We start from the raw sequence: 25,130 nt of genomic DNA, 5'->3' as shown, positions 1-25,130 counted from the left end.
TTTTTTCATTTTTAGCTGCCACTAAACCCAACCTCCGGTAGGAGCGGGCTTGCCCCGCGATACGATGTTGCTGACTCACCGCAATCGCGGGGCAAGCCCGCTCCTACAAGGTCAGCAGTACCTGACCGCTTCCCTTGAACCAATGCATCAAGTAGTCGACGAGCACTTGCACCCGCTTGGGCATCCTGCCCTGATAAGGGTGAACCAGAAATAAAGGCACGCTGCGGGTTTGATAATCACGCAACAACCATTGCAAGCGCCCATCCGCCAACTCCGCATGCAACATGTAGGACGGTAAGCGGGCAATCCCGGCTCCCAGCAATGCCGCTTTCTTCAGCAAGCTGTAGTGGTTACTGGCAAAGCTGCCACTGACCTGCACCCGCAACAGCTCATGTTGCTGGTGATACAGCCATTCTTCGCGCCCGCTGTAGTGGCTGTTGAGCAAGCATCGATGGCCACTCAACTGCATCGGTGTATCCGGCGTCCCATGACGTTCAAGGTAAGCCGGGCTGGCACAGGTCAGTTCCTGCATGGCCAATACCGGGCGAGCGACCAGTCGGGCATCGTCCTCAACCTCGGTACGGATCGCCAGGTCAAAGCCATCAGCGAGCAAATCCCGGTACCCGTTGTTCAGCTCCAGCTCCAGCCGCAGGTCGGGGTAGCGCTGGGTAAATTCCAGAAGCAAGCCTTCGAAAAACGTCTCCCCTAAAGACACCGGCACGGTCATACGCACTGGGCCGGCCAATTCATCCTTGAGCATGGCCAGGGTTTGGCGGGCGCCATTCATTTGCCGCACCAAGGCCTGGGCCTGGGGCAACAACATCGCGCCGGCCGCAGTCAAGCTCAGGCGCCGGGTGGTGCGATGCAACAGTTTGACCGAGTGGCTGGTTTCCAATGCAGTAATACGCTTGGACAACTGGCCCTTGCTCCAACCCAGTTGCTGTGCAGCCACGGTGAAACTACCGGCATCCATCAACACGGCAAAGGCTGCCAGATCATCCAGCTCGCTCATGGACTGTTTCCAAATGAAAACCAAAGGTTGCCCATTAGCACGCTTATCCGCAGAAAAATCCACCCTAGACTTGAGCCTTGTCCTCACCTCCTACAAGGAACGGTTCAATGAAAATCCTCTTGATCGGCGCCAACGGCACTATCGGCTCGGCGGTAGCCAAAGAACTTGAGCAGCGTCATGAAGTGCTGCGCATTGGTCGCAGCAGCGGCGATTATCAGGTCGATATCAGCGACAGCGCCTCGATTCGCCGCTTGTTCGAGCAAACCGGGCGTTTCGATGCGCTGGTTTGCGCAGCGGGGAATGTCACCTTTGCCCCATTGGACGAGATGACCGAAGCGCATTTTGCCTTGGGCCTGAACGATAAACTCATGGGCCAGGTCAACCTACTGCTGATCGGTCGTGAGTTCATTAACGACGGTGGCTCGTTCACCTTCACCACCGGTGTCACCAGCCATGACCCTATTCGCAGCGGTGCTTCGGCCAGCCTGGTCAACGGTGCCATCGACGCCTTCGTCAAAGCGGCGGCCATCGAGCTGCCGCGCGGCCTGCGGGTCAATTCGATCAGCCCGAACGTACTGGTCGAAGCAATGCCAGCCTACGCCCCGTACTTTCGCGGTTTCAAACCGGTACCGGCGGCCGAGGTGGCACTGGCCTATGCCAAGAGTGTCGAGGGCCTGCAGACCGGGCAAACCTATCATGTCGGCTGAGGCCTTGTGATCGGCGCCCAGCCTGAGTAACGTGGCGGCACCTTTCGGTAGAGACCCTGGAGTTTGCTCGATGCGTGCCGCCCCTTCGTTATTGCTTGTCGCCCTGCTGCCGCTGTTTGCCGGCTGCCAGATGCTGGCCGAAAAACCGCAGTCGCCCACGGCCGGCATGACCCGCATGCAAGGTGAGCTGAGCGCCAAGGGTGGCCAGCTGCTGTTCAAACCCTGCAGCGAAAGCCGCCACTTTGCCATTGCCGATAGCGGCAACACCGGCCTGCTGCAGGAAGCCTCGGCACTGGCCAGTGAACCCGGCACCTTGTTTGCCGATGTCAGCGGCAACCTTTCCACCAGCCAGAACGCCGGCAACGATGGACAGCTGAATGTGCAGCGGTTGTATCGGGTAGAGCACTCCAACAGTGCCTGCAGCGACCCCAACTTCAAGCGCCTGACCCTGCGCGCGCACGGCAATGAGCCGGACTGGGACCTCAAAGCCAGTGGCAAGGGCATGGTCCTGACCCGCCCGGGCGTGCCAGAGCTGGCTGTGCCGTTCCTGGAAGAGCAATTGCCAGACGGGCGTTACAACCTCAGCACTGAAGCCAATGGCCAGCGCGTAGACCTCTGGGTTGCCCCACAACGCTGTGTCGACAGCATGAGCGGTGCGGTCAGCCACTTGAGTGCCGAATTGCGCGTTGATGGCAAAACCATGCGCGGTTGCGCCTATTACGGTGGCTCGCGCAGCGACTGATCATCGGCGCCTGCGTTTATCCTGCCTGCAAAGGCGGTGAACAGCTTATACTTGGCGGTTTGTGTAAAGCCGCCGGCCGTTCATGGCCGGGATACTGGACCCTGCCATGTTACGAATCACCGAACTGAAGCTGCCGCTGGATCATCCTGATGAAGCCCTGCGCGAGGCCATCGTGCAACGCCTGGGGATCAGCGACGAGCAGTTGCTGGACTTCACCCTGTTCAAGCGCAGCTATGATGCCCGCAAGAAGAACAGCGAAATGCTGTTCATCTACACCATCGACCTGAACGCCAGCAACGAAGCCGAGCTGTTGCGCAGGTTCGCCGACGACCACAACGTCAACGTCGCCCCGGATGTCAGCTACAAAGTGGTTGGCCAGGCGCCTGCCGACCTGCAGGAGCGTCCGATTGTCGTTGGTTTCGGCCCCTGCGGGATTTTCGCCGGCCTGCTGCTGGCGCAAATGGGCTTCAAGCCAATCATCCTCGAGCGAGGCAAGGAAGTACGCCAACGCACCAAGGATACCTGGGGCCTGTGGCGCAAAAGCGTGCTCAACCCAGAGTCGAACGTGCAGTTCGGTGAAGGCGGTGCCGGGACCTTCTCCGACGGCAAACTCTACAGCCAGATCAAAGACCCGCACCATCATGGCCGCAAAGTACTGCACGAGTTCGTCAAAGCAGGCGCGCCAGAAGAAATTCTGTATGTCAGCAAGCCGCACATCGGTACCTTCCGCCTGACCGGCATGGTCGAAAACATGCGCCACGAGATCCACGCGCTGGGTGGCGAAGTACGCTTCGAAGAGAAAGTGACTGACCTGTTGATGGAAGACGGTCAACTCAATGGCGTGGTACTGGCCAGCGGCGAACAGCTGCTTTCCCGCCATGTGGTACTGGCACTGGGTCACAGCGCCCGTGACACCTTCCGCATGCTGCACGCCCGTGGCGTGTTCATGGAAGCCAAACCCTTCTCGATCGGTTTCCGGATCGAGCACCCGCAGTCGCTTATCGACCAGGCCCGCCTGGGCAAATACGCCGGCCACCCTAAACTGGGCGCGGCCGACTACAAACTGGTGCACCACGCCAAGAACGGCCGTTCGGTGTACAGCTTCTGCATGTGCCCAGGCGGTACTGTCGTTGCGGCCACCAGCGAGCCAGGCCGGGTCGTCACCAACGGCATGAGCCAGTATTCGCGGAACGAGCGTAATGCCAACTCCGGTATCGTTGTGGGTATTACTCCGGAGCAGGATTACCCGGGCGGCCCGCTGGCCGGTATCGAGTTGCAGGAGCAACTGGAAGCCCACGCCTATGTACTGGGCGGCAGCAACTACCAGGCGCCAGCCCAGTTGGTGGGCGACTTTGTCGCCGGTCGGCCGTCCACCGCGCTGGGCAGTGTCGAGCCGTCGTACAAGCCGGGCGTCAACCTTGGCGACCTGGCTCCGAGCCTGCCTGACTTTGCCATCGAGGCGATTCGCGAGGCCTTGCCGGCCTTCGATCGTCAGATCAAGGGCTACAACCTGCATGACGCCGTGTTGACCGGGATCGAGACGCGTACATCCTCACCGCTGCGTATCACCCGTGATGCCAGCATGCAGAGTCTGAACCTCAAGGGTCTGTTCCCGGCGGGCGAAGGTGCCGGTTATGCCGGTGGTATCCTCTCGGCTGGCGTTGACGGCATTCGGATTGCCGAAGCAGTGGCGCGCAGCATGTTGGGTATCTAAGCCTGATCGCTTTCGCGGGGCAAGCCCGCTCCCACCAGACCTTTCCGGTGGGAGCGGGCTTGCCCCGCGATGGCCTTCAAATCCCCGCCCGCAAAACCGCTTCTGGCAACGCCTGTCCCTGCTCCACACAGGCGCGTACCGCCGAAATCAACGCTGCCAACTCATACCCCTGCCCCGCCAGCCAATCCTGATCGTAATACGTGGTCGCATAGCGATCGCCGCCATCGCAGAGAATGGCCACAATCGACCCGGCCTCTCCTGCTGCCTTCATCTGTTGCGCAGCCATCAGCGCACCAATCAGGTTGGTACCACTCGAACCGCCCACCCGCCGTCCTAATCGCTCAGCCAGGTAATGCATTGCCGCCAGCGACAGTGCATCGGGCACTTTGACCATGGCGTCGATGACCTGCGGCAGAAATGACGCTTCAACACGCGGTCGACCAATGCCTTCGATTCCAGACCCGCAGTCCAGCGACAACGAGCGGTCACCACTGGTGTAGCTGTCGAAAAACACCGAGCGCTCGGCATCTGCACACAGCACCCGCGTTACATGCTGGCGATAGCGCACATAGCGTCCGAGGGTCGCAGTGGTCCCCCCTGTACCCGGGCTGGAAATCAACCAGGCCGGTTCCGGGTGCCGCTCAAAACGCATCTGGGTAAAGATCGATTCGGCAATGTTGTTATTGGCTCGCCAGTCGGTTGCGCGCTCGGCGTAGGTGAACTGGTCCATGAAATGACCGCCGGTTTCACGCGCCAGGCGCTCGGATTCCGCATACAGCTGGGTCGGATCGTCCACCAGGTGACTCTGGCCGCCATAGAACGCAATCTGCGCGATCTTTTCCTGTGAGGTGCTGGCAGGCACCACAGCAATGAACGGCAGGCCAAGCAAGCGTGCGAAGTAAGCTTCAGAGATTGCCGTCGAGCCACTGGACGCCTCGATCACTGGCGCGCCGGGCTGCAGCCAGCCATTACACAAGGCATACAGGAACAGCGAGCGGGCCAGGCGGTGCTTCAAGCTTCCGGTGGGGTGGCTGGATTCATCCTTGAAATACAGCTCGACCTCAGGAAAGCCCGGCAACGGTAGCGGAATCAGGTGCGTATCGGCACTGCGTTGGAAGTCGGCCTCGATGATGCGAATAGCTTCACGTGCCCACTGACGGTGATCGTTCATGGTCCAGTCCCGAAAAAGATCGATGTACAAGTGATCATGTTAAGAAAGTCCCTACATCATCAACAGGTACAGCCAGGCAAAATGTTTCCGGCCAACTGCTAGGCTGCCCTCGACGGGTTAGTCACAGCTTATAACAAAAAAGAATATAGTTTTTGTTTGAAAGCATATCCTCACAGGGTAGGGTGTGCCCCTATCAGAACCCTCAGGATGGAGAGCGCCCTTGCTGCGTAGCACTTTCACTCGTTTCTTTCAGTTGGAAGCTGCCAGCGGTCTATTGCTGATTGCTGCAGCCGCCCTGGCCCTGATCATCAACAACTCGCCGTTGTCGTACTTGTACAACGGCTTGCTGGATGTGCCTGTGGTCGCCCAGATCGGCGCCCTGAAAATCGCCAAGCCCTTGCTGCTGTGGATCAACGACGGCCTGATGGCCCTGTTCTTTCTGTTGATCGGCCTTGAGGTCAAGCGCGAAATCATCGATGGCCATTTGTCCAAGCCGTCGCAGATCGTCCTCCCAGGCGCTGCAGCGATTGGCGGTATGGTGGTTCCGGCGCTGATCTACTGGTTCCTGAACAAGGACAACCCTGCCGCGATTGCCGGCTGGGCCATTCCCATGGCCACCGACATCGCCTTTGCCCTGGGCGTGCTGGCACTGCTGGGCAAGCGTGTACCGGTGTCGCTCAAACTGTTTTTGATGACCCTGGCGATTATCGATGACCTGGGCGCAATCATTGTCATCGCGCTGTTTTACTCGGGTGAACTGTCGAGCCTGTCGCTGATGCTGGCTGCTGCCTGCCTGTTGGCCCTGATCGCCATGAACCGCCTCGGCGTGGTCAAACTCGGCCCCTACATGGTGGTTGGCCTGATCCTCTGGGTTTGCGTACTCAAGAGCGGCGTCCACGCGACCCTCGCCGGGGTCACCCTGGCCCTGTGCATCCCCTTGCGCACCCGCAATGCCGAGCCGTCGCCACTGCTCACGCTTGAGCATGCCCTGCATCCCTGGGTGGCCTACGGCATTCTGCCCTTGTTCGCGTTTGCCAATGCCGGGGTATCGCTGGCAGGCGTAACCCTGGAAAGCTTCACCCACTACGTGCCGATGGGCATTGCCGTTGGCCTGCTGCTGGGCAAGACCGTGGGGGTATTCGGCTTGACCTGGTTGGCGGTCAAACTTGGCATGGCGGCCCTGCCAAGTGGCGCCAACTGGGGTCAGGTATTGGGTGTGGCGATCCTCTGCGGTATCGGCTTCACCATGAGCCTGTTCGTCGGTTCGCTGGCCTTTGTTCCGGGCAGCAGTGAGTACGCCGGCATGGACCGCATGGGCATTCTCACCGGTTCCATTCTTGCTGCGCTGATCGGTTACAGCGTGACCGCACTGGCCAGCCGCAAGGCCCCGGTTGCCTGACGCCTGTAGGAGCGGGCTTGCCCCGCGATAGCGGCGGTACTGACACTGCAATCGCGGGGCAAGCCCGCTCCCACACAAAAAAACCCCGACCGGCACTGCCGAGTCGGGGTTTTTATTGTTACTTAGGTATCAGTGAGAAACGCGGCTGGTACCGTCAACGGTCATGATACGAACACGCTCGCCCACACGGAAAATCTCGTTTTCCTGGACTGCCTGAACATAGGCACGCATGCTGCCGTCATCTTCACGCACGGTGATTTCAACGCCTTGGGTACGGGTCAGACCTTCTTCAGCGGCAGAACCCGCCAGGCCACCGGCCACGGCACCAATGACCGCAGCAACGATGCTGCCACGACCACCACCGATGGCACTACCGGCTACACCACCGACAACAGCACCAGCGCCACCACCGATAGGGGTCTTGGTACCTTCGATTTTCACCGGACGCAGCGCTTCGATGGTACCCATGCGCACGGTTTGTACACGGCGAGCTTCGTCACGCGAGTAGGAGTCACCCGTCAGGCTGGACGCACAGCCGGTGAGCAGCAGCGACAGGGTGGTAAAGCAGGCAACCAGCAAAACAGATTTACGCATAGGATGATCTCCAAAAGTCAGGTGTTTATTAGACTCCGCACATTGACGCCTGTCACGGCTGAGGCGGAGTAAAATTGATTCCATTCAGCTTCCATACAGCCTGTGTCATCGATGCAGCCTGAAAACGTTTAGCGCAAGGATAGACATGGATTACTTCATCGTCGTCATTACGACTGTGGCGGGTTTGTATTTTCACTGGTGGTTGTACGTACGCATCCGCCGCTGGATGGACCGCGACCTGGCGCTTTCAATGGCCGGTGCGGACGAAGGCAAGAAGGCTTACATGCTTAAATGTCTGGACAACGCCAGGGCGCAAAAGGTCAAACGTGCCGAGCTGGCGGCCTGGCTGGAACGCGAGGCCGCCGGTTACCGGGCGGGTTAAGGCGCCAGACGTTCGCGCAACCAGGCGCCTTGTTGCAGACGGTAGTTGAGGCGGTCGTGCAAGCGGCTGGCACGCCCTTGCCAGAACTCGATACGCTCTGGCAGCAAACGGTAGCCGCCCCAGTGTTCCGGGCAATGCGGCTGGCTGTCGCTGAAGCGTTGCTCGGTCGCCTTGACCAGACCTTCGAGCTCGGCGCGATCAGCAATCACCTGGCTCTGCGGCGAGGCCCAGGCGCCCAGGCGGCTGCCCAATGGCCGCACCTGGTAATACTCATCCGACTCCTCTGGCGTCACTTTGACCACACGCCCCTCAATGCGCACCTGACGCTCCAGCGCAGGCCAGAAGAACGTCATCGCCGCGAACGGGTTGGCCTGCAGTTGCTGGCCCTTGGCACTGTCGTAGTTGGTGAAGAAGGTAAAACCTTGTTCATCCAGCCCCTTGAGCAACAGGATCCGGCAGTGTGGGCGGCCGTCAGCATCTACCGTTGCCACGGTCATGGCATTGGCTTCGACGGGCGGCTGCTCGGTTTTCACGGCGTCAGCGAACCATTGGCGAAACAACGCGAAAGGCTCCGCCGGGGCCTGGGCTTCGGCCAGGCCATCACGGGTGTAGTCGCGGCGCATATCGGCCAGGGTTTGGGTCATTGCTGCGTTCCTTGACGATTAGTTGGTCTTCGCAGGGCTAGTGTTGGCAGCCACTTTCTTGGCAGCGGGCGCCGGCTTTTTAGCGGCGGGCTTGGCTGCAGGGGCTTTCTTTTTGGCGGTGGTGGCCTTGGCCGGGGTGGCTTTTTTGCTGGCGCTGGCCTTTTTAGCCGGGGCCTTGGCTGCAGGAGCTACCGCTGCCTTGACCGGAGCCTTGGCATCTTGCACCGCAACCAGCTCGGCCGGGCTTGGCGTAGGCTGCTTGTACTTGGCCAGCAAGGCGACCATGGTGTTTTGTGGGGTCAGCACCATCTCTACCCGACGATTGAGCGAACGGCCCTGCAGGCTGTCGTTGGCTGCACGTGGCATTTCCGAGCCCATGCCACGCAGCATCAGGCGATCACGCTCCAGGCCGCTGAGGCGGAAGATCGCTGCGATCGACTGGGCACGCTCCTGGCTGAGCTTCTGGTTACCGGCAGCAGCGCCGCTGGTGTCGGCATGGCCCAGCACCAGCACAGCGGTTTGCTTGTCGGTTTCAATAGCTTTGGCCACACGGGTGATCGGCCCCAAAGTGACCGGCAGCAGCATGGCCGGACGGTCCGGGTTGTAGGAACTGTCGACTGGCACGGTCACGACCAGCACGTCTTCACGGCGCTCAAGCTCGAACTTGCTGTCTTTGATCGCTTCGCGCAAGCGCGGCTCGTAGCTGTCCAGCCAGGCCTGGGTGGCTTTGTGATCGATTTTCGGTACAGCGGCAACCTTTGCCTTGTCGCTGTCACCGAACGGCCACCACCAGCGGCTGTTGCTCTCGGATTTGGCATCGGCCTTGGCGACTTTATCGACAACGACCTCTTTCACTTCCTGGCTGGCAACTTGGTCCGAACCAAAAGGCCACCAGTCAATCCCGCTGTCAGCCGTGCCTTTCTGAGAGTGCTGGGCGCAACCGGTCATGGCCAGGCACAGGGCGATAGCTAAGGTTTTGTGTGAAGACATCTGAGATACACCATGAAAATGAAAGAAAAACGGCCCAATAGCGCAAGGCTTGGAATTCAGGATAGCCAAAGGGTTCAGGCTATACGGCGGTTAACCGATCAAAGGCAACTTGCCAAGACCCTCACCAGTTTCTGCGCACGCGGGTCCATCAACACATAAGGGCCCAGGGTATTGGTGACAAAACCAAAGGCGACATCGTACTCCGGATCGGCGAAACCAACAGACCCTCCGGCGCCGGGGTGACCAAAGGCTTTGCCGCCCAGACCAAAGGTGGCATTGGCCACGCTCGGTTGATCCAGCATGCAGCCCAGGCCAAAGCGGGTTTGGGTCAATAGGGTTTTGTCTTCGCCCAGGCTGTGCTCGCGTGTCAGCTCATCGAGCAGTTCGGACTCCAGCAGGCTGCCGTCGAGCAGACCGGCATAAAACCCGGCCAGGCTACGGGCATTGCCATGACCGTTGGCCGCGGGCTGCTGCATCCGCCGCCATTCAGGTTTGTTGGTGCTGGTGAGCATACCTGGGGGGTTGGTGAACGCGCGCGAAGACAACGCCTGCGGTTCGTGCATCGTAACCTGCACCAGCCGCTGAGCGGCGGCATCACCCATATTGCCCTTGCCACGGGCGACATGGGCAACCCGCGGGAAGTCCTCGTCGGCCAGGCCGATGTGGAAGTCCAGGCCCAGCGGGCGTGCTGTACGGGCAACGATCGATTCGCCCGGGCTGCGGCCGTCGGCACGCCGGATCAGCTCGCCAATCAGCCAGCCGTAGGTGATCGCCGCATAGCCATGGGCGGTGCCCGGTGTCCACCAAGGTGCCTCGGCGGCCAGGGCCTGCACCATGGTTTGCCAGTCGTACAAGGCTGCCGGTGGCAGTTGCTCACGCAGCGCAGGTACACCCGCCCGATGACTGAGCAACTGGCGCAGGGTAATGGCTTGTTTATCCGCCTGGGCGAACTCCGGCCAGTAACGCGCTACCGGAACATCGAGGTCGAGCTTGCCCTCGCCTACCAGTTGCAAAGCCGTCACGGCGGTGAACATCTTGGTGCAGGAGAACAGGTTGGCGATGGTATCGCTGTGCCAGGCTTCGGCGCCGTCTTTGTCGGCGGTACCGGACCAGAGGTCAACGACGGTCTCGCCACCCACCTGAATGCACAGCGCCGCACCACGTTCCTGATGGTCGTCGAACAACGCTGCAAAGGCTTCACGCACGGCTTCGAACTTAAGCTCGTAATGACCCTGAATCTGCACCCGGCCGCTCCTCACGCACACTGCTGTCGAAAATGGCGTGCATTGTTTCAGCCTGCGAGGCTTTTGGGAACAGACATCAGTCAGGGGCTGGTTCAGCGGCCCGCCGCGCTTACTGCACCGCGGGCTGCCAGGCCATTGTTAGCGGGCTTTGCCAACCTGATCAGCGGCCGGGGCCTTGCCAATCTGCTCCTGCGCTTGCAGGTTGCTTTTACGCACACTGCCGACAAAGCCCTGGAACGGCACATCAGTGATGCCTACCAAGCCGAAGTGACCGTTCTCGCCATCGAGCAAACGCCCGCTGGCAGGCTGGTCGAGGTACTGGAACCAGTGCACGCCGACAATCGACGGTTCAGCCAGCGCCGCCTTGACGAAAGCGGCATAGGCCGGACCGCGCCCTTCTTCCTTGGCCACTTCCATCGGCCCGGGCCAGAACGGCCCGCGGTCGCGCGACCCGAACTGGAATTCCGATACCAGCACTGGCTTGTCCAAGGCATTGAGCTGAGCGAAGTCGTAGCCGTCCTGGGGTTTGGGGGTGTAGAAGTTGAAACTCAGGACATCACAGAACTCGGCACAGGCCGCCACTGCTTCCGGTGTGCTGACCGCGTAACGGCCACCCAGCAGCAAGTGATTGGGTGCATGCCACTTGAGCGAATCGGCAATGGTTTTGAAATAAGTGTCGGCGAAGACTTTCTGGAAGTGCTTGAAGTCGGCCTCGATTTCAGGGTATTCCGCGCTCGGCAGTGGCGGCTCAAAGCCTGGGTCTTCCATCAGCTCCCAGGCGCTCAGCTCGATACCCCAGGCCTTGGACAGGCCTGCCTGGTTACGGTATTTGTCGCGCAATTGCTTGAGAAAGGCCCGTTTAGCCGGTACGTCGGTGGTCAGGCGCAGGGTGCCGTAGGCCAGGGCGTAACGCGCCTTGGGATCATCGCCCGGGGCGGCCCAGGCCAGCTCATTGTCAGCGAAGTAGCCAATCAGCCACGGGTCGTCTCGGTGGTCACGGGCTGCGATAGCCACAGCCCGCTCGGTGGCCATGGCAAAACGCGGGTCGAACGGATCGGGCATCCGCCCCCACCAGTCCATCCCGGTACTGATGCTGGTGTAATCGCCAACAATCGACAGTGGCAAGGTGTAAGGCATGCGGTCAGCCTGCCCCAGTGCAGGTTCGCTCCAATTGCCCAGGGTATTGAAACCCCAGGCCTGCAGGCGATCGAGGGTGTGCCCTTGCCAACGCTGCAGGTCTAGCGCCGGGGCTGGGCATTCCACTGCCGCCGCAGTGCCGGTTGCAGCAGTCGGCGTGCAGGGTTTGCCATAGCTGCGCTCAAGGTTGGCCGCGTAGAAGTCAAACCAGCGGCCTTGATTGAAATTGCGCCCGCTGGACGAGCCGTTACCGTCGTTGTTGTTACCCTCGCCATAGAACTGCGCCAACGGCTCGCCTGCTTGCGGCAACGCCGTGAACATGGCTTCACGCCCGGCAACGTAGGTGCGCCCACCATCAACAGCCACCGTGTTGACGCCCAACGAGTAGAACGGATGGCCTTCAGGGGTAACCAGGTACCAGCGCCCGTCGCGCTTCTCGGTACGGAAGAAGCCCTTGGCCTCGAAACTCGGCCCGCTGGTGACACCACCAAAGCGATCGCGAGGCAATTGGCTGCGCTCGGCCAGCCAGCCCTTGAGTTGCTGCTGCTCACGGCTTGCGGCGGCCTTGAGCTGGTCATCGCTGACAATTTTCTCCGGCCAGCGGCCTCGCGTGGATTGGCCATAGGCATCGATCAAGCCGGTATACACGGCCTTTTGCACCTGGTCGTCATCCTGGATGCCGACACGTTCAATCAACAGGCTCTGGGCGACATTGGGCTTGTTCATCGACAAGGTCACCGACACCACTTGCTTCAAATCCACCGCACCACTGCTGCTGGTCAGCAGCCAGCGCTGCCCCTCATGCACCCAGGGCATCGGCGGGCCGGCACGCATGCCCTGGCTCAGCGGCGAGTTGGCGGTCAGCGGCACCAGCACCGTTTGCGCAGGCCCGGCGGGCAGGTCGATACGGCTGGTGAGGGTTTTGCCGTCGCTGCTCACTACCGTGACGTCCACGGTTAGCGGCCAATCCATCGCACTTTGCAAACGCAGCGTCATGGCCGTTGCTGTCGACCAGTCCCACGCACCACTTTGTGGGCTCAAACGCAGGCTGGGGCGCTGCACCGGATTGAACACCACACGCCGCAACACTTCGCCCTCGGCCGTCTGCTCTGCATTGTATTGCGGCAGGCTGGCGTCTTCGGTTACCACGTTGACCACGGCGGCCGGGCGCACGAAGCTGAACAGCGTCTGTTGTCCGGCCAGCAGCGGTGTGCTGAACAACAGTGCGAAGACAGCAGGCAAGGTACGGCGAATCATAGGGCTGGAACTCTCCTTGAGGGCCCTTGCGGGCCTTGAACTCAGACATAGACAACGCCCCGGCGCATAGATCCCCGGGGCTCAGGAAATTTCCCGGCGAAACGGCGGCAGCGCATTGAGAATAGCTTTGCCATAGCGCTGGGTGACCACACGTCGATCCAGCAAGGTGATGGTGCCGCGGTCTTCTTCAGTGCGCAGCAGGCGACCGCAGGCCTGGATCAGGCGTAACGAGGCGTCTGGCACGGCGATTTCCATGAACGGGTTACCGCCGCGGGCTTCGATCCACTCGGCCAGTGCCGCTTCGACCGGGTCATCGGGGACGGCGAAGGGGATCTTGGCGATCACCACATGCTCACAGTAGGCCCCTGGCAAGTCGACTCCTTCGGCAAAGCTGGCCAGGCCGAACAAGACGCTGGAATCGCCACCATCGACGCGGGCCTTGTGCTTGTTGAGGGTTTCCTGCTTGGACAGGTTGCCCTGGATGAACACCTGCTTGCGCCAGTCGCGATCCAGGCCGTCGAACACGTCCTGCATCTGCTTGCGCGAAGAGAACAGCACCAGCGAGCCACGCGAACCTTCCACCAGCTCGGGCAGGTCGCGAATGATGGCCGCCGTGTGCGCGACCGCATCGCGGGGATCGGCACGCAAATCCGGCACCCGCAACACTCCGGCATCGACATGATGGAAAGGGCTGGGCACGACAGCGGTGACAGCATCTTTGGGCAAGCCGGCACGCATGCGGAAACGATCGAACTTACCCAGGGCAGTCAAGGTTGCCGAGGTGACCAGCGCACCGTGGGCCACATTCCACAAGTTGCGCCGTAGCATTTCGGCCGCAAGGATCGGGCTGGCATTAACCTCGATGTCGAACAGCGCACCGCTTTCAGCCAGGGTCAGCCAGCGGGCCATGGGCGGGCTGTCTTCAGGGTCTTCGGTGGTGAACGCAGTCCACAGCTCCCAGTTGCCCTGGGCACGCATCAACAGGCTACCGAACAGCGGGTACCACTCTTCGGCCTGATGGCTGGCAATACCGATGTTCACCTCGGCATCCATACCTTCCTTGAGCAGGTCAGTCAGGCGAGTGAACAAGTCGGTCAGGCGTGAGAAACCTTTTTTCAGCTCGATGCCCATCTCGCGCATGTGCTCAGGTACCACGCCGCCCTCGAAGCGATGGCGCGGCCGTTCGCGGCCTTCCATGTCTTCGCCGGGGCGAAAATCTGCCACCTGTTCGCAGGCACTGAACATGAATTGCTGCTGCGCCTTGATTTCGCGCGCCAGTTCCGGCACCTGCTCGATCAGCTTGCCCAAGTCACCCGGCAAGGGGTGCTGGGCCAGCAATTTGGTCAGGTTCTTGGCGGTTTGCTCAAGCCAGTCGGCGGTGGAGCGCAGGCGGGTGTAATGCGCAAAATGGCCGATGGCCTTGTCGGGCAGGTGGTGGCCTTCGTCGAACACGTAAATCGTGTCGCGAGGGTCCGGCAGCACCGCTCCACCGCCCAGGGCCAGGTCAGCCAGGACCATGTCGTGGTTGGTGACAATCACATCGACCTTGCCCATGCCCTCACGGGCCTTATAGAACGTGCACTGGCCAAAATTGGGGCAATGACGGCCGGTGCACTGGCTATGATCGGTGGTCAGGCGCGCCCAGTCCTGGTCTTCCAGGGCTTGGGGCCAGCTGTCGCGGTCACCGTCCCAACGGTTACCGGCGAGCTTTTCGATCATGCTGGTGTAAAGCTTCTGGCTGGCCTCATCGACTTCGATCTTGAAGCCTTCTTCTTCGAACAGCTGGGCAGTGGCCGATTGTGCATGGCCCTCCTGCAGCAGCAGGTCGAGCTTGGAGAGGCACAAATAACGGCCACGGCCCTTGGCCAGGGCGAAGCTGAAGTTCAGGCCACTGTTGCGCATCAGGTCGGGCAGGTCTTTGAAGACGATCTGTTCCTGCAGGGCCACCGTGGCGGTGGCGATCACCAGGCGCTTGCCCGCAGCCTTGGCGGCTGGAATCGAGGCCAGGCTGTAGGCAACGGTTTTACCCGTACCGGTACCGGCCTCGACCGCTACCACCGCAGGGTCACCGGCACGGCGGCCTTCATCGTCGCAGGCGATATCGCCGAGTACTTTGGCGACTTCGGCGATCATCAGGCGCTGGCCATAGCGAGGCTTGAGGCTCTTGGCTTCGAGAAAACGCGAATAGGCGCCCTGAATGGTGGTTTTGAGTTCGTTGCTGATCATGGTGTCGGGGCGCCCGGAGGGCTGGATAAATTTTCAGTGTTTCGATCGGGCCGCTATCATACCCCGCTATTGCCCTTTGCGCCGAATGGAGATCCCGATGACCGCCTTTGCCCTTCCTTATAGCCTGCACGTTCTGGCCGCCCTGGTGTGGGTCGGCGGGATGTTCTTCGCCTGGCTGATCCTGCGGCCTGCGGCGGTTGCAGCGCTTGCCGGACCTGAACGCCTGCGTCTGTGGGTAGAAGTGTTTCAGCGTTTTTTTGTGTGGGTCTGGGTGGCCATCGCCGTCCTGGCGATCAGCGGCGTGGGCATGCTGCACCTGCGTTTTGGCGGCCTCGACGCAGCGCCACGCTATGTGCAAGTGATGATCGGCGGTGGTATTGCCATGATCGCGCTGTTTATTCGTGTGCGGTCATTGCTGCTGCCGGAATTGCGCAAGGCGGTAGAAGCACAAGACTGGCCGACAGGCGCTGCGGTGCTGGGCAAGATTCGCCGTCTGGTGGGCATTAACCTGCTGCTGGGTATTGCCGTGGTGCTGGTAGCAACTACCCGCCTGCTGACCTGACGCGGGTAGGAGCGGGCTTGCCCCGCGAAGCGATGTGACAGATACACCGCAATCGCGGGGCAAGCCCGCTCCCACAGGTCACCTGCGTTTAGAGGCGTTGCAGGATCAGTTCGCCTGTGGCCCCGGCCAAGCCTGGCTGCCCGTCTACCCCAGGCTTTCCGGGCGCCCCCGCAGCAGTGCGGTAGACCAGGCAGCCTTTGCTCGCCCCGCCCGCACCCGCCTTGCCAGCAGCACCAGCAACACCTGGCGCGCCACCATCAAGCTGGACCTTGATCCGCTCAACCGGGAAGCCGGCCGGCAGCGCCAGACGCACCCGCCCACCCGCAGCACCATCATGCCCGTCACCGCCATTGTCACCATTGGCGCCGCGACTCGCCTGACCCCAGGTGCAACCACCGGCCTTGCCGTTGCCACCATCAAGCCCGACGTACCCCGGTGCCCCCGCTCCGCCCCGGGCATCGATGGCCAGCAGCGGCGCCTGCAGGGCATGCACCTGCACATCAAGGTTGCGCCCGGCTTTAGCCGCGCGCTCATAGGTCCCCGGTGCACCACGCGCTGCGATCTGGCTACCTTCAGCCAGTTGCGCCCGCGTTACTTCGATACGCAGCGTGCCGTCTGCCGGAGCGATGGCAATCCGTGCTTCCTGACCAAGCTGCAACTCGTCGACCTTCAACTCGACCAGACTGGCCGGCAACAACAAGGTGGCGGCATCGGCAACCTGCAGGCGCTGCAAGTGCACGACGCTGGATTTGTTCGGCAAGCGCAACACCGAGTGAGGGGCAACACTGATCGACTCAGCCAGTGCCAAAGGGCTGAACAATGCAGCCAACAAGACCAACTTACGCATGACGAGCCTCCTGACGTGGCGCCGGAATCGAAAGCACATGAAAGATACCGACCAGCAGGATTTGCAAGCGGTCAAACCAACGATGGCTACGCTCGCGCAAACAGCCATTGAAAAACAGCACTTCAAGCAGGTGCAAGCCCAGCAGTGTGGCGCCAGCAATGCTGATCAATCGATTGAAGGGAAATTCCTGGGGAATCAGCAGATTCACCAGCACCACCCACCAGAACACTACGGTCAAGGCTTTGCCCAGCCCCAGTAAGCCCTTCATACGCCCCCCTGCTGTTATTGTTGTAGGCGATGCCCAATCACGCCGGCATCGCCGTCAACAGTAACGGTTGGCACGATCGTACACCAGCACCCTGATCAATTGAGGTGCAGCTCTACCCTGCGGTTCTGTGCACGCCCACTCTCGGTGTCATTGTCGGCAATCGGATCACGCTCGCCACGGCCCTGACTGGTCACCTTCGACGGCGCCAGGCCCTGGCTGATCAGGTACTCGGCAACACTACTGGCGCGCCGCTCGGAAAGCGTCTGGTTATAGGCATCGGTGCCCTGGCTGTCGGTAAAGCCGATCACTTTGACGCTGGCCACACTGGGCGCATTGAGCTTGCTCATCAACGCTTGCAGTTGGCTGTGGGCGCTGCTGGTCAGCTCGGCCGAGTCAAAAGCGAACATCACCGAGCCCTGATCATTAAGCGTAATGACTTCTGGCTCAACTGCGGCCTTCTCGGTGACCGGTGTGTTGGCGGGGGTGTCCGGGCAACGATCGCGGCGATCGAAAACGCCATCTTCGTCCTCGTCACCATCCTGGGCGTAACAGATCAAACCGCCAGCAATGGCGCCGGCGGCACCGGCACCGGCAGCCCAGGCAGAACTTTCAATCGCCCCCAAACCGCCGCCGACCAAACCGCCGAGCAGGCTGCAAATTGGCCAGGTCCTTTGATTGAGTGGTGCGCTGCCATCACTGTGGGTGGCGCAACCGGAGAGCAGGCTTGCAGTCACCAGCACTGGCACTGCGGCCTTGGAGAAAACACTCATGGGCATTGCTCCTGTGTCACCGGCATAACCACCGGTCACACAGGAGTAAAGACCGGCCTGCAGCACTTCTCAAGCGGCAGGCCGGCAGCGCATCAACGCTGGATACGAATCTCCACACGACGGTTCATTGCCCGACCTTCGGCCGTCGCGTTGTCGGCCTCCGGCCGCGACTCACCGGCGCCCTCTACCGAAACGAAACTGGCTCTCGGTACCCCACTCTCAACCAGGTAATCGGTAACGGACTGGGCACGTTGCTCCGAGAGTTTCTGGTTATAGGCATCGCGACCGACACTGTCGGTATGCCCGGTCACACTCAGCCTGGCGGTAGGTGCTTCATTTTTCAGGCGCGTCGCGATGGTGTTCAGGCGCTCCTTGTCGGCAGGCGTCAGCCTGGCGGAGTCAAATTCGAAGTGCACATCGCGGATGACGATGACCTCTTCCTTGACCACCACCACTTCTTCGACCACAGGTTCCGGTGGGCAGCCGTTGGCATCTACCTGAACGCCACGCGGGGTACCCGGGCACTTGTCACGGCTGTCCGGTACGCCGTCACCATCTTCGTCGCCATCGCCATGGGCCCAGCAATAGCCTGCTGCCAGGCCACCGCCCAGCAACGCGCCCCACCCGGCCCAACTCGAACTTTCAATCGCGCCCAACGCTGCGCCGCCTACACCCCCGACGGCAGCACACATCGGCCAGTCGGTTTTTTGCAAACCTGCGCAACCAGTCAACACACTGGTTAGCAGAACCAAAGGTATTGCTGTGCGTACTATGCTCATTTTGTTGCATCTCCTAGGGGGAATCGGTTCTAAACCGATGCTCTGGGAGTAAAGACCGCGCAAACCGACTCCGCCAGCAATAAGCCATGATGCGGCTGTCAGCCACTATGCCTGACGGCCCGAGACCGTTAGTCTTGACGTATCTGACCGAGGATTCCCGATGATTGACGGATTTTCCCCACGAACGCCCCAACAGGCCCTCGCGGCCCTGCTGGAGCGCCATGCACCGCAACGTCTGCTATTAGTAGGTACACGTTTTCCTGCGCTGGAAGCCTTTGCCCAGGCACATCCGCAGGTTGAAATTGCCCAGGCCGAACCTGGCGCGTTGCCCGAACCATTGGCGGCTCAGCGCTTTGACCTGGCCTTGCTGGTTGACTGCCTGGAGCATTTGCCCAAGCGCAAAGGCCTGGAGTTACTCGGTGGTATTCGCAACCTCAATGCCAGCCGCGTTGCAGTGTTGGCTGACCTGAGTGCCTGCGGCTGGCAAGACACCGACTTTTTCGCCCTGGCCCTGCAGGCTAACGAAAAGTTTCAGCGTGACGACCAGGTGTTGAGCCTGTTCACCTATGATCTACGGGAATACAAGCAGGTCCCGGACTGGCTGAACGCCAAGTTCTGGGCCAATCCGCAAAATTTTGGCAAGTACTGGTGGTGAAACAATGAGTGTTTCGGTTTGTCCCTGCGGCAGCGGCAACCTGCTCCCGGCCTGTTGCGGGCATTATCACGCCGGGCATCCGGCCCCCGACGCACAAACCCTGATGCGTTCGCGTTACAGCGCTTACGTGCTGGGGCTGATCGACTACCTGGTGGACACCACCCTGCCCGCGCAACAGGCCGGCCTTGACCGCGCTGCTATTGCCGCCTGGAGCTCGCAAAGCACCTGGCTGGGCCTGGAAGTGGAAAGCGCCGAAGTGTTCGGCGGCCAGCCGGAACACGCATTCGTCACTTTTACTGCACGCTGGCACGACCTTGACGGTGAGCACAGCCACCGTGAGCGCTCGGCCTTTGTGCAGAATGCCGGTCGCTGGTATTTCATCGACCCGACCGTAGGCCTCAAAGCAGGACGCAACGACGCCTGTCCCTGTGCCAGTGGACAAAAATTCAAGAAGTGCTGCGCCAGTTACCTAGGGAGCTGACCTCTATGACCCGCCTGTTGCTGTTCAGCTTCCTGATAATGCAACTGACGGGTTGCGCAAGTTGGTTTGACAGTGACTACCGCGACCCGGAGGTGCGCCTGGTCAAGGTCGAGGCGGTGAAGATGCGCCTGCTCGAACAGGAATTCGTCCTGCATGTACGCGTCGACAACCCCAACGACAGCCGTTTATTCATCCGCTACCTCAGCTACGCCGTGCACCTGAACGACCTGCTGCTGGCCAAGGGCGAGACCAGCTTGTGGCGCAGCGTTGGCGGGCACGCCCAGCGCACCTTCAAGATTCCGATCCGCACCAACCTCTGGCAACAGGTCAAACCCTTGGCAAAAATGCTGAAAAACACCGAGGGTCCGTTGCGCTATCGCCTCGACGGCGAACTCAACAGCGGATTAATCTTCGCCCGCGACCTGCACTTGTCGCGCAGTGGTGAGATAATTCCCGGCGATCTTTTACCGGAGTAACCCGCAATGACCCAACAACCTCATGTTCACGGCCCTGACTGCAACCACGGTCACGATCACCACGACCACGATCACGGCCATGTGCATGGCCCGCACTGCAACCACGGCCACCAGGAGCCGGTGCGTAATGCCCTGAAAGATGTCGGCCGCAACGATCCGTGCCCGTGCGGCAGCAGCAAGAAGTTCAAGAAGTGCCACGGGGCCTGATAGTGGCCTTTGAACAGCCCTGAAAATAAAGGCTGTGCCCCGCTTGCATGGCGTGGTCGGGCTCACTAACGTAGCGCCTTTTAGACGCCACGCCCTGCAGGAGCCCGATCATGGCCGCGCCAGCCCTCCCCCCCTTTCTCCCCCGGTTCGGCGTAGCCGCAGCGATGTTGGGCTTATTGTCGTTGACGGGCTGCCAGATGGGCGGCTATCGCGACAGCGTGCCACCGACCAGCGGTGTGCAGCCGCTCAAAGGCCTGGCGCAGAACGTTTCGGTACGACGCAATGCCATGGGCATGCCGTTGATCGAAAGCAACAACTTCCATGACGCCCTGTTCGCGCTGGGTTACGTGCATGCCGGCGACCGCATCGGGCAGATGGTTGCCATGCGCTTGTTGGCTCAAGGCCGTCTGGCCGAAATAGCCGGGCCCGAGGTGCTGGAAGTCGACCGCCTGATGCGCGGCGCCAACCTGAAAAAAACCTCCAACCAGCTCTATGCCGACGCTTCGCCACGACTCAAGCGCTTCTTCGAAGTCTATGCCCGTGGCGTCAACGCCTACCTGTTCCGTTATCGCGACCGCTTGCCGGCACCACTGGCACAAACCGGCTATCGCCCGGAATACTGGAAGCCTGAAGATTCGGCGCTGATCTTCAGCCTGTACAACTTCAGCCAGTCGGTGAACCTGCAGGAAGAACTCGCCGCGCTGACCCTGGCGCAGAAAGTCGGCAGCGACAAACTGCCCTGGCTGCTGCCCAGCTACCCCGACGAACCCCTGCCACTGGCCGAAGCCGACAAACTCAAGGGCCTGAATCTGGGCAGTGCGCTGGCCGGGCTGGCGCCACTGAGCGCCGCCAGCGAGCAACTGGCCGCGCTCAACCTGCTGGGCACTGCCGGTTCCAGCAACTGGGCGATTGCCCCGCAACGCAGCCGCAGCGGCAAGAGCCTGCTGGCCAGCGACACCCTGGGGGCCTGGGCCATGAGCCCGGTGCAGATCCGCGCGCCGAAATACCATGCCGCTGGCGTCTCGATTGCCGGCCTGCCGTTGTTGCTGTCGGGCTACAACGGCAAGTTGGCCTGGAGTGCCAGTGCGGTCATGGCTGACAACCAGGATCTGTTTGTGGAACGGCTCAAACGTGAAGGCGGTCGCTTGATGTATCAGGCTGACGGCAAATGGTTACCGGCCCTGGCACGCAACGAGACCTTTTTCATCAAAGGCCAGCGTCCACAGCGCGAAACCCTCTACGACACCCGCCACGGTACCCTGCTCGGACAGGTACAGAACGCCAGCCTGGGCCTGGCTTTGCAAGTGCCGCAGCTCAAGGGCGACCAAAGCCTGGATGCCTTCTTCAACCTGTCCCGGGCACAGAATGTCGAGCGCGCCTTCGACAACACCCGTGAAATTGGCGCAGCGGCGCTGAATTTCGTGTTTGCCGATGCCAGCAATATCGGCTGGCAGGTCAGTGGGCGCTTCCCCAACCGCCGTGAAGGCCAGGGTTTGCTGCCCTCGCCAGGCTGGGACGGGCGCTACGACTGGGACGGTTATGCCGACCCGATGCTCCACCCTTACGACCAGGACCCGCCGCAGGGCTGGCTGGGCAATGCCAACCAGCGCAGCGTGCCCAAAGGTTACGGCATGCAGCTGTCCAATAGCTGGTATTACCCCGAGCGCGCGGAACGTCTCGGGCAACTGGCCGCCAATGGCAAGCACGACAGCCGCAGCCTGATCACCATGCAGAACGACCAGACCACACTGTTTGCCGCCAAGCTCAAGCAGATGTTCGAAGCCCCTGGCATGGCCCAACCGCTGAAGCAGGCAATCGACGCCCTGCCCGCCGATCAGCGCAGCAAGGCCCGCGAAGCCTACACGCGCCTGATGGCCTTCGATGGCCGCCTGAGCACTACGTCAGCAGACGCCGCCCTGTACGAGCTGTTCCTGCAGGAAAGTGCCAAGCAGACCTTCCTCGATGAACTGGGCCCGGAGTCATCAGCGACCTGGCAAGCGTTCGTCAACAACGCGCGGCTGTCGTATTCGGCACAAGCCGACCATTTGCTCGGCCGTGAAGACAGCCCGTTCTGGGATGACCAGCGCAGCGCACAGAAAGAAGACAAACCTGCGATTCTCGCCCGCAGCCTGGCCGCCGCCATCAGTGCCGGCGAAGCACAACTGGGCAGCGACCGACGTGCCTGGCAGTGGGGCAAACTGCATCAGTTGCGCTGGCCAGCGCCGACTTTCCATGGCCTGGGCGACAGCATCAACCGCAGCCCACAAGCCAGCGGCGGTGACCACAGCACGCTCAACCTGACGCCTTACGCCTGGGGTAAAGACTTCAACGCGCAACTGGCACCGTCACTGCGCATGGTCGTGGACTTCGGCCAGACCGAACCGCTGCAACTGCAGAGCAGCAGCGGTCAGTCCGGCAACCCCGCCAGCCCTCACTTTGCCGATGGCCTGGATGCCTGGTTCAAAGGTCGTTACATGAGCTTGCCGCTGCAGCCACAGAACTTTGATCGTGGCTACGGCAACAAACGCCTGACCCTGACCCCAGGCAAATAACCCCCTGCCTCTGCGCGCAGCCGGTGCAATGCCGGCTGCGCTGATCCAAATCAACAGCCCCCGCCAACAATTGCTCTACAACGAAACTGAGGCGAGTTTCGTCCTCAGTGCTGCCTGATAAACCATAAAAAACGATTGCACACCTGGGCCCAAGGGACCACCCAGGCCAGGTGACTAAAGGAATATGCAATGGCTTCTGTTTTTTCCCGCCTGGCCCTGTGTGCCACGGCGTTTTTGCTGATACCCGCCGTTCACGCCAGCGAGCCTGAAACGCCAGCGAGCGAACCTGCCGAGCAAACCCTGATCGAACGAGGTCGCTACGTCGCCCAACTGGGTGACTGCATTGCCTGCCACACCGCCCCGCAAGGCGCGCTGATGGCCGGTGGGTTGGAACTGCAAACGCCGATGGGCACGATCTACTCCAGCAACATCACCCCTGACCCGCAAACTGGCATTGGCAACTACAGCTTCGAGCAATTCGACAAGGCCATGCGCGAAGGGGTAAGTGCCGACGGCACCCACCTTTACCCGGCCATGCCCTACCCGTCCTACGCGAAAATGAACGAGGACGACATGCGCGCGCTGTACGCCTACCTGATGCAAGGGGTCGCGCCGATCAGCCAGTCCAACCAGGCCGCCGATATGAGCTGGCCGTTCAACATGCGCTGGGGGCTGGCGCTGTGGAACTGGGCCTTTGTCGACGACCAACCGTTCAAACCCGACCCGAACCGCGACCCGCTGATCAACCGTGGCGCCTACCTGGTGCAGGGCCTGGGCCACTGTGGCGCGTGCCATACGCCACGGGGCATAGCCTTTCAGGAAAAGGCCATGAGCGACGATGGCAGCGAGGGCAAACACTTCCTTGCTGGCGAAACCGTGGAACACTGGCGCGCCCTGAGCCTGCGTAACCTGTGGACCGTCCCCGACACCGTGGAACTGCTGAAAACCGGGCAGAACCGATTTGCCACGGTGTCCGGCAACATGGCCGAAGTGATTCACCACAGTACCCAGCACTTCAGCGACGCCGACCTGACCGCCATCGCCAGTTACCTCAAATCCTTGCCACCGGGCGAAAACGACCTGCCGATGCCGAACGTTGCCGTCAGCCCAGCCGCGCCACCTGCCGACTTGTTCAGCAGCCGCGGCGGGCTGGGCTATACCCAATTCTGCAGTGACTGCCACCGGACCGATGGTGGTGGCGTGCCGGGGATGTTCCCACCGTTGGCGGGTAACCCGAGCATTGCCTCCCGCGACCCGACCTCATTGATGCACATCACCCTGACCGGCTGGGAAACCGCGCAGACCGCCACGCACTCGCGGGTCTATACCATGCCCGGTTTCGCCCGCCTTTCTGATCAGGAAATCGCTGAAATCCTCAGCTTCGTGCGCGGCCGCTGGGGTAATGACAGCTCGCCAGTCAGCGCCGACCAGGTGAAGAAGCTGCGTGCCCAGCTCAACCCACAGACCACCGATTCCACTGCTTTTGAAACCCCACGCCTGGCTGACCTGCTGGCCGCCCCGAATGCCGATCAGGTCATCCGTGGCATGCGTCTTCACCTGCAAACCAAAGCGTTGTTGCCGAACAACGTCGGCAATGCGTTGAACTGCACCAGTTGCCACCTCAACGCCGGCACCGTGGCCGACGGCTCGCCGTTTGTCGGTGTATCTGCGTTTTTCCCAGGCTACGCACCGCGCGCTGGCAAGATCATTAGCCTGGAAGAGCGCATCAACGGCTGCTTCCGACGCTCGATGAACGGCCTGCCGCTGGCGCCGCAATCCGCCGATATGCAGGCCATGGTTGCCTACTTCGAGTGGATGAAGAACAACACTCAGCCCGGCGATAAAGTGGCCGGCCGCGGGATTGGCAAGATCGATCCTTCGATCAAGCCCGACCTTGCCAATGGTCAGCAGATCTACGTCAAACAATGCGCGGTATGCCACGGCAGCGACGGTGAAGGTTTGGCCCGCGAGGATGGTAGCTTGGTCTTCCCACCACTGTGGGGCGAGCAATCTTTCAACATTGGCGCGGGCATGGCACGCACCTACACCGCTGCGGCGTTCGTCAAACGCAACATGCCAATCGGCTTTCACGAACGCTTCCCGCTGGGCCAGGGTGGCCTGAGTGACCAGGAAGCGGTGGATGTTGCCGCTTGGTTCTCGCAACAGCCGCGTCCGGACTTCCCGGACAAGGTCAAAGACTGGCCCAACGGCGGCAGGCCGGTGGATGCCCGTTATTGACCGATGGTAGGAGCGGGCTTGCCCCGCGATGCGATGGAGCAGACCCATTGCAATCGCGGGGCCAGCCCGCTCCTAC

General features: G+C 61.2%; 24 protein-coding genes. 12 read left to right on the top strand and 12 right to left on the bottom strand.

Annotation, left to right across the window (positions count from 1 at the left end; genetic code table 11):
- Positions 1-103: 103 nt before the first annotated feature.
- Positions 104-1,012, bottom strand: coding sequence for a LysR family transcriptional regulator (locus tag ACVWSC_RS06805; protein WP_442112595.1), 909 nt, complete (start codon positions 1,010-1,012; stop codon positions 104-106).
- 107 nt (positions 1,013-1,119) lie between these two features.
- Here ACVWSC_RS06805 and ACVWSC_RS06800 point away from each other — a divergent pair, with 107 nt between their 5' ends.
- The 3 genes from ACVWSC_RS06800 (at position 1,120) to ACVWSC_RS06790 (ending at position 4,175) form a co-directional block, all read left to right on the top strand.
- Positions 1,120-1,719: a short chain dehydrogenase gene (locus ACVWSC_RS06800; RefSeq protein WP_442112593.1), complete on the top strand. Its 600-nt coding sequence runs from the start codon at positions 1,120-1,122 to the stop codon at positions 1,717-1,719.
- A 70-nt stretch (positions 1,720-1,789) separates the two neighbouring features.
- Positions 1,790-2,461, top strand: coding sequence for a COG3650 family protein (locus ACVWSC_RS06795; RefSeq protein ID WP_442112591.1), 672 nt, complete (start codon positions 1,790-1,792; stop codon positions 2,459-2,461).
- A gap of 106 nt (positions 2,462-2,567) precedes the next feature.
- Positions 2,568-4,175, top strand: a complete 1,608-nt coding sequence (locus ACVWSC_RS06790) for an NAD(P)/FAD-dependent oxidoreductase (protein ID WP_442112589.1) — start codon at positions 2,568-2,570, stop codon at positions 4,173-4,175.
- Between the two features lie 76 nt (positions 4,176-4,251).
- Here the strand turns inward: ACVWSC_RS06790 and ACVWSC_RS06785 are convergent, their stop codons facing one another.
- Positions 4,252-5,346 carry a PLP-dependent cysteine synthase family protein gene (locus ACVWSC_RS06785; RefSeq protein WP_442112587.1) on the bottom strand — a complete coding sequence of 365 codons (1,095 nt, stop codon included), beginning with the start codon at positions 5,344-5,346 and terminating at the stop codon, positions 4,252-4,254.
- 220 nt (positions 5,347-5,566) lie between these two features.
- On the opposite strand from ACVWSC_RS06785, the gene nhaA reads away from it, so the two are divergent.
- Positions 5,567-6,745 (top strand): Na+/H+ antiporter NhaA, encoded by a 1,179-nt coding sequence (nhaA, locus tag ACVWSC_RS06780; RefSeq protein ID WP_442112585.1) that lies wholly within the window; start codon positions 5,567-5,569, stop codon positions 6,743-6,745.
- Between the two features lie 129 nt (positions 6,746-6,874).
- On the opposite strand, the gene ACVWSC_RS06775 is transcribed toward nhaA, so the two are convergent.
- Positions 6,875-7,339: an outer membrane lipoprotein gene (locus tag ACVWSC_RS06775; RefSeq protein WP_442112583.1), complete on the bottom strand. Its 465-nt coding sequence runs from the start codon at positions 7,337-7,339 to the stop codon at positions 6,875-6,877.
- Positions 7,340-7,484: 145 nt separating this feature from the next.
- Here ACVWSC_RS06775 and ACVWSC_RS06770 point away from each other — a divergent pair, with 145 nt between their 5' ends.
- Positions 7,485-7,721: a hypothetical protein gene (locus ACVWSC_RS06770; RefSeq protein WP_442112581.1), complete on the top strand. Its 237-nt coding sequence runs from the start codon at positions 7,485-7,487 to the stop codon at positions 7,719-7,721.
- Here ACVWSC_RS06770 and pdxH read toward each other — a convergent pair.
- The 5 genes from pdxH to dinG form a co-directional block, all read right to left on the bottom strand.
- Positions 7,718-8,365, bottom strand: a complete 648-nt coding sequence (gene pdxH / locus ACVWSC_RS06765) for a pyridoxamine 5'-phosphate oxidase (RefSeq protein ID WP_442112579.1) — start codon at positions 8,363-8,365, stop codon at positions 7,718-7,720. The two genes, ACVWSC_RS06770 and pdxH, sit on opposite strands and share 4 nt — an antisense overlap.
- An 18-nt stretch (positions 8,366-8,383) precedes the next feature.
- Positions 8,384-9,355 (bottom strand): OmpA family protein, encoded by a 972-nt coding sequence (locus ACVWSC_RS06760; RefSeq protein WP_442112577.1) that lies wholly within the window; start codon positions 9,353-9,355, stop codon positions 8,384-8,386.
- A gap of 98 nt (positions 9,356-9,453) precedes the next feature.
- On the bottom strand, positions 9,454-10,599 hold the full coding sequence (locus tag ACVWSC_RS06755) for a serine hydrolase domain-containing protein (protein ID WP_442112575.1): 1,146 nt from the start codon (positions 10,597-10,599) through the stop codon (positions 9,454-9,456).
- 138 nt (positions 10,600-10,737) lie between these two features.
- A complete protein-coding gene (locus ACVWSC_RS06750) occupies positions 10,738-12,993 on the bottom strand; it encodes a beta-galactosidase (RefSeq protein ID WP_442112573.1) in 2,256 nt (751 codons plus the stop codon).
- A gap of 81 nt (positions 12,994-13,074) precedes the next feature.
- Complete coding sequence (gene dinG, locus ACVWSC_RS06745; RefSeq protein ID WP_442112571.1) at positions 13,075-15,219, bottom strand: ATP-dependent DNA helicase DinG; 2,145 nt, start codon at positions 15,217-15,219, stop codon at positions 13,075-13,077.
- 97 nt (positions 15,220-15,316) lie between these two features.
- Between dinG and ACVWSC_RS06740 the strand changes: the two genes are divergently transcribed.
- Positions 15,317-15,781: a CopD family protein gene (locus ACVWSC_RS06740; RefSeq protein ID WP_442112569.1), complete on the top strand. Its 465-nt coding sequence runs from the start codon at positions 15,317-15,319 to the stop codon at positions 15,779-15,781.
- Positions 15,782-15,869: 88 nt separating this feature from the next.
- Here ACVWSC_RS06740 and ACVWSC_RS06735 read toward each other — a convergent pair whose 3' ends face one another.
- The 4 genes from ACVWSC_RS06735 to ACVWSC_RS06720 all read right to left on the bottom strand — a co-directional run bounded on the left by ACVWSC_RS06735 (position 15,870) and on the right by ACVWSC_RS06720 (position 18,445).
- Positions 15,870-16,628: a collagen-like protein gene (locus tag ACVWSC_RS06735; protein WP_442112567.1), complete on the bottom strand. Its 759-nt coding sequence runs from the start codon at positions 16,626-16,628 to the stop codon at positions 15,870-15,872.
- Positions 16,621-16,896, bottom strand: a complete 276-nt coding sequence (locus ACVWSC_RS06730) for a DUF1145 domain-containing protein (protein WP_442112565.1) — start codon at positions 16,894-16,896, stop codon at positions 16,621-16,623. Before ACVWSC_RS06730 ends, ACVWSC_RS06735 begins: the two co-directional genes overlap by 8 nt.
- Before the next feature lie 95 nt (positions 16,897-16,991).
- Entirely contained in the window at positions 16,992-17,666 is a 675-nt protein-coding gene (locus tag ACVWSC_RS06725; protein WP_442112563.1) for a PA1041 family peptidoglycan-binding anchor lipoprotein, read from the bottom strand.
- A gap of 92 nt (positions 17,667-17,758) precedes the next feature.
- The gene (locus ACVWSC_RS06720; RefSeq protein WP_442112561.1) at positions 17,759-18,445 is read right to left on the bottom strand and encodes a PA1041 family peptidoglycan-binding anchor lipoprotein; all 687 of its coding nucleotides are present in this window, start codon (positions 18,443-18,445) and stop codon (positions 17,759-17,761) included.
- Positions 18,446-18,605: 160 nt separating this feature from the next.
- On the opposite strand from ACVWSC_RS06720, the gene ACVWSC_RS06715 reads away from it, so the two are divergent.
- From ACVWSC_RS06715 to ACVWSC_RS06690, 6 genes are all read left to right on the top strand, one after another.
- A complete protein-coding gene (locus ACVWSC_RS06715; protein ID WP_442112559.1) occupies positions 18,606-19,100 on the top strand; it encodes a DUF6231 family protein in 495 nt (164 codons plus the stop codon).
- Between the two features lie 4 nt (positions 19,101-19,104).
- Positions 19,105-19,581 carry a YchJ family protein gene (locus tag ACVWSC_RS06710; protein WP_442112557.1) on the top strand — a complete coding sequence of 159 codons (477 nt, stop codon included), beginning with the start codon at positions 19,105-19,107 and terminating at the stop codon, positions 19,579-19,581.
- Between the two features lie 5 nt (positions 19,582-19,586).
- Positions 19,587-20,057 carry an LEA/WHy family protein gene (locus ACVWSC_RS06705; protein WP_442112555.1) on the top strand — a complete coding sequence of 157 codons (471 nt, stop codon included), beginning with the start codon at positions 19,587-19,589 and terminating at the stop codon, positions 20,055-20,057.
- 6 nt (positions 20,058-20,063) lie between these two features.
- Positions 20,064-20,264: an SEC-C metal-binding domain-containing protein gene (locus ACVWSC_RS06700; RefSeq protein ID WP_133214388.1), complete on the top strand. Its 201-nt coding sequence runs from the start codon at positions 20,064-20,066 to the stop codon at positions 20,262-20,264.
- Between the two features lie 110 nt (positions 20,265-20,374).
- On the top strand, positions 20,375-22,816 hold the full coding sequence (locus tag ACVWSC_RS06695) for a penicillin acylase family protein (protein WP_442112553.1): 2,442 nt from the start codon (positions 20,375-20,377) through the stop codon (positions 22,814-22,816).
- Positions 22,817-23,005: 189 nt separating this feature from the next.
- A complete protein-coding gene (locus ACVWSC_RS06690) occupies positions 23,006-25,054 on the top strand; it encodes a c-type cytochrome (protein ID WP_442112550.1) in 2,049 nt (682 codons plus the stop codon).
- The last annotated feature ends 76 nt before the right edge of the window (positions 25,055-25,130 follow it).

Source organism: Pseudomonas sp. NUPR-002, assembly GCF_056322725.1.
This window is presented reverse-complemented; position numbering and strand designations above follow the sequence as displayed.

Bases quoted from the DNA above. Each gene is read 5' to 3' on its own strand.
- ACVWSC_RS06770 (WP_442112581.1), top strand. From the start codon at position 7,485: ATGGATTACTTCATCGTCGTCATTACGACTGTGGCGGGTTTGTATTTT.
- ACVWSC_RS06785 (WP_442112587.1), bottom strand. From the start codon at position 5,346: ATGAACGATCACCGTCAGTGGGCACGTGAAGCTATTCGCATCATCGAG.
- dinG (WP_442112571.1), bottom strand. From the start codon at position 15,219: ATGATCAGCAACGAACTCAAAACCACCATTCAGGGCGCCTATTCGCGT.
- ACVWSC_RS06760 (WP_442112577.1), bottom strand. From the start codon at position 9,355: ATGTCTTCACACAAAACCTTAGCTATCGCCCTGTGCCTGGCCATGACC.
- pdxH (WP_442112579.1), bottom strand. From the start codon at position 8,365: ATGACCCAAACCCTGGCCGATATGCGCCGCGACTACACCCGTGATGGC.
- ACVWSC_RS06720 (WP_442112561.1), bottom strand. From the start codon at position 18,445: ATGAGCATAGTACGCACAGCAATACCTTTGGTTCTGCTAACCAGTGTG.
- ACVWSC_RS06710 (WP_442112557.1), top strand. From the start codon at position 19,105: ATGAGTGTTTCGGTTTGTCCCTGCGGCAGCGGCAACCTGCTCCCGGCC.
- ACVWSC_RS06735 (WP_442112567.1), bottom strand. From the start codon at position 16,628: ATGCGTAAGTTGGTCTTGTTGGCTGCATTGTTCAGCCCTTTGGCACTG.
- ACVWSC_RS06725 (WP_442112563.1), bottom strand. From the start codon at position 17,666: ATGAGTGTTTTCTCCAAGGCCGCAGTGCCAGTGCTGGTGACTGCAAGC.
- ACVWSC_RS06795 (WP_442112591.1), top strand. From the start codon at position 1,790: ATGCGTGCCGCCCCTTCGTTATTGCTTGTCGCCCTGCTGCCGCTGTTT.
- ACVWSC_RS06740 (WP_442112569.1), top strand. From the start codon at position 15,317: ATGACCGCCTTTGCCCTTCCTTATAGCCTGCACGTTCTGGCCGCCCTG.
- ACVWSC_RS06805 (WP_442112595.1), bottom strand. From the start codon at position 1,012: ATGAGCGAGCTGGATGATCTGGCAGCCTTTGCCGTGTTGATGGATGCC.
- ACVWSC_RS06730 (WP_442112565.1), bottom strand. From the start codon at position 16,896: ATGAAGGGCTTACTGGGGCTGGGCAAAGCCTTGACCGTAGTGTTCTGG.
- ACVWSC_RS06790 (WP_442112589.1), top strand. From the start codon at position 2,568: ATGTTACGAATCACCGAACTGAAGCTGCCGCTGGATCATCCTGATGAA.
- ACVWSC_RS06715 (WP_442112559.1), top strand. From the start codon at position 18,606: ATGATTGACGGATTTTCCCCACGAACGCCCCAACAGGCCCTCGCGGCC.
- ACVWSC_RS06695 (WP_442112553.1), top strand. From the start codon at position 20,375: ATGGCCGCGCCAGCCCTCCCCCCCTTTCTCCCCCGGTTCGGCGTAGCC.
- ACVWSC_RS06700 (WP_133214388.1), top strand. From the start codon at position 20,064: ATGACCCAACAACCTCATGTTCACGGCCCTGACTGCAACCACGGTCAC.
- ACVWSC_RS06750 (WP_442112573.1), bottom strand. From the start codon at position 12,993: ATGATTCGCCGTACCTTGCCTGCTGTCTTCGCACTGTTGTTCAGCACA.
- ACVWSC_RS06775 (WP_442112583.1), bottom strand. From the start codon at position 7,339: ATGCGTAAATCTGTTTTGCTGGTTGCCTGCTTTACCACCCTGTCGCTG.
- ACVWSC_RS06705 (WP_442112555.1), top strand. From the start codon at position 19,587: ATGACCCGCCTGTTGCTGTTCAGCTTCCTGATAATGCAACTGACGGGT.
- ACVWSC_RS06800 (WP_442112593.1), top strand. From the start codon at position 1,120: ATGAAAATCCTCTTGATCGGCGCCAACGGCACTATCGGCTCGGCGGTA.
- ACVWSC_RS06690 (WP_442112550.1), top strand. From the start codon at position 23,006: ATGGCTTCTGTTTTTTCCCGCCTGGCCCTGTGTGCCACGGCGTTTTTG.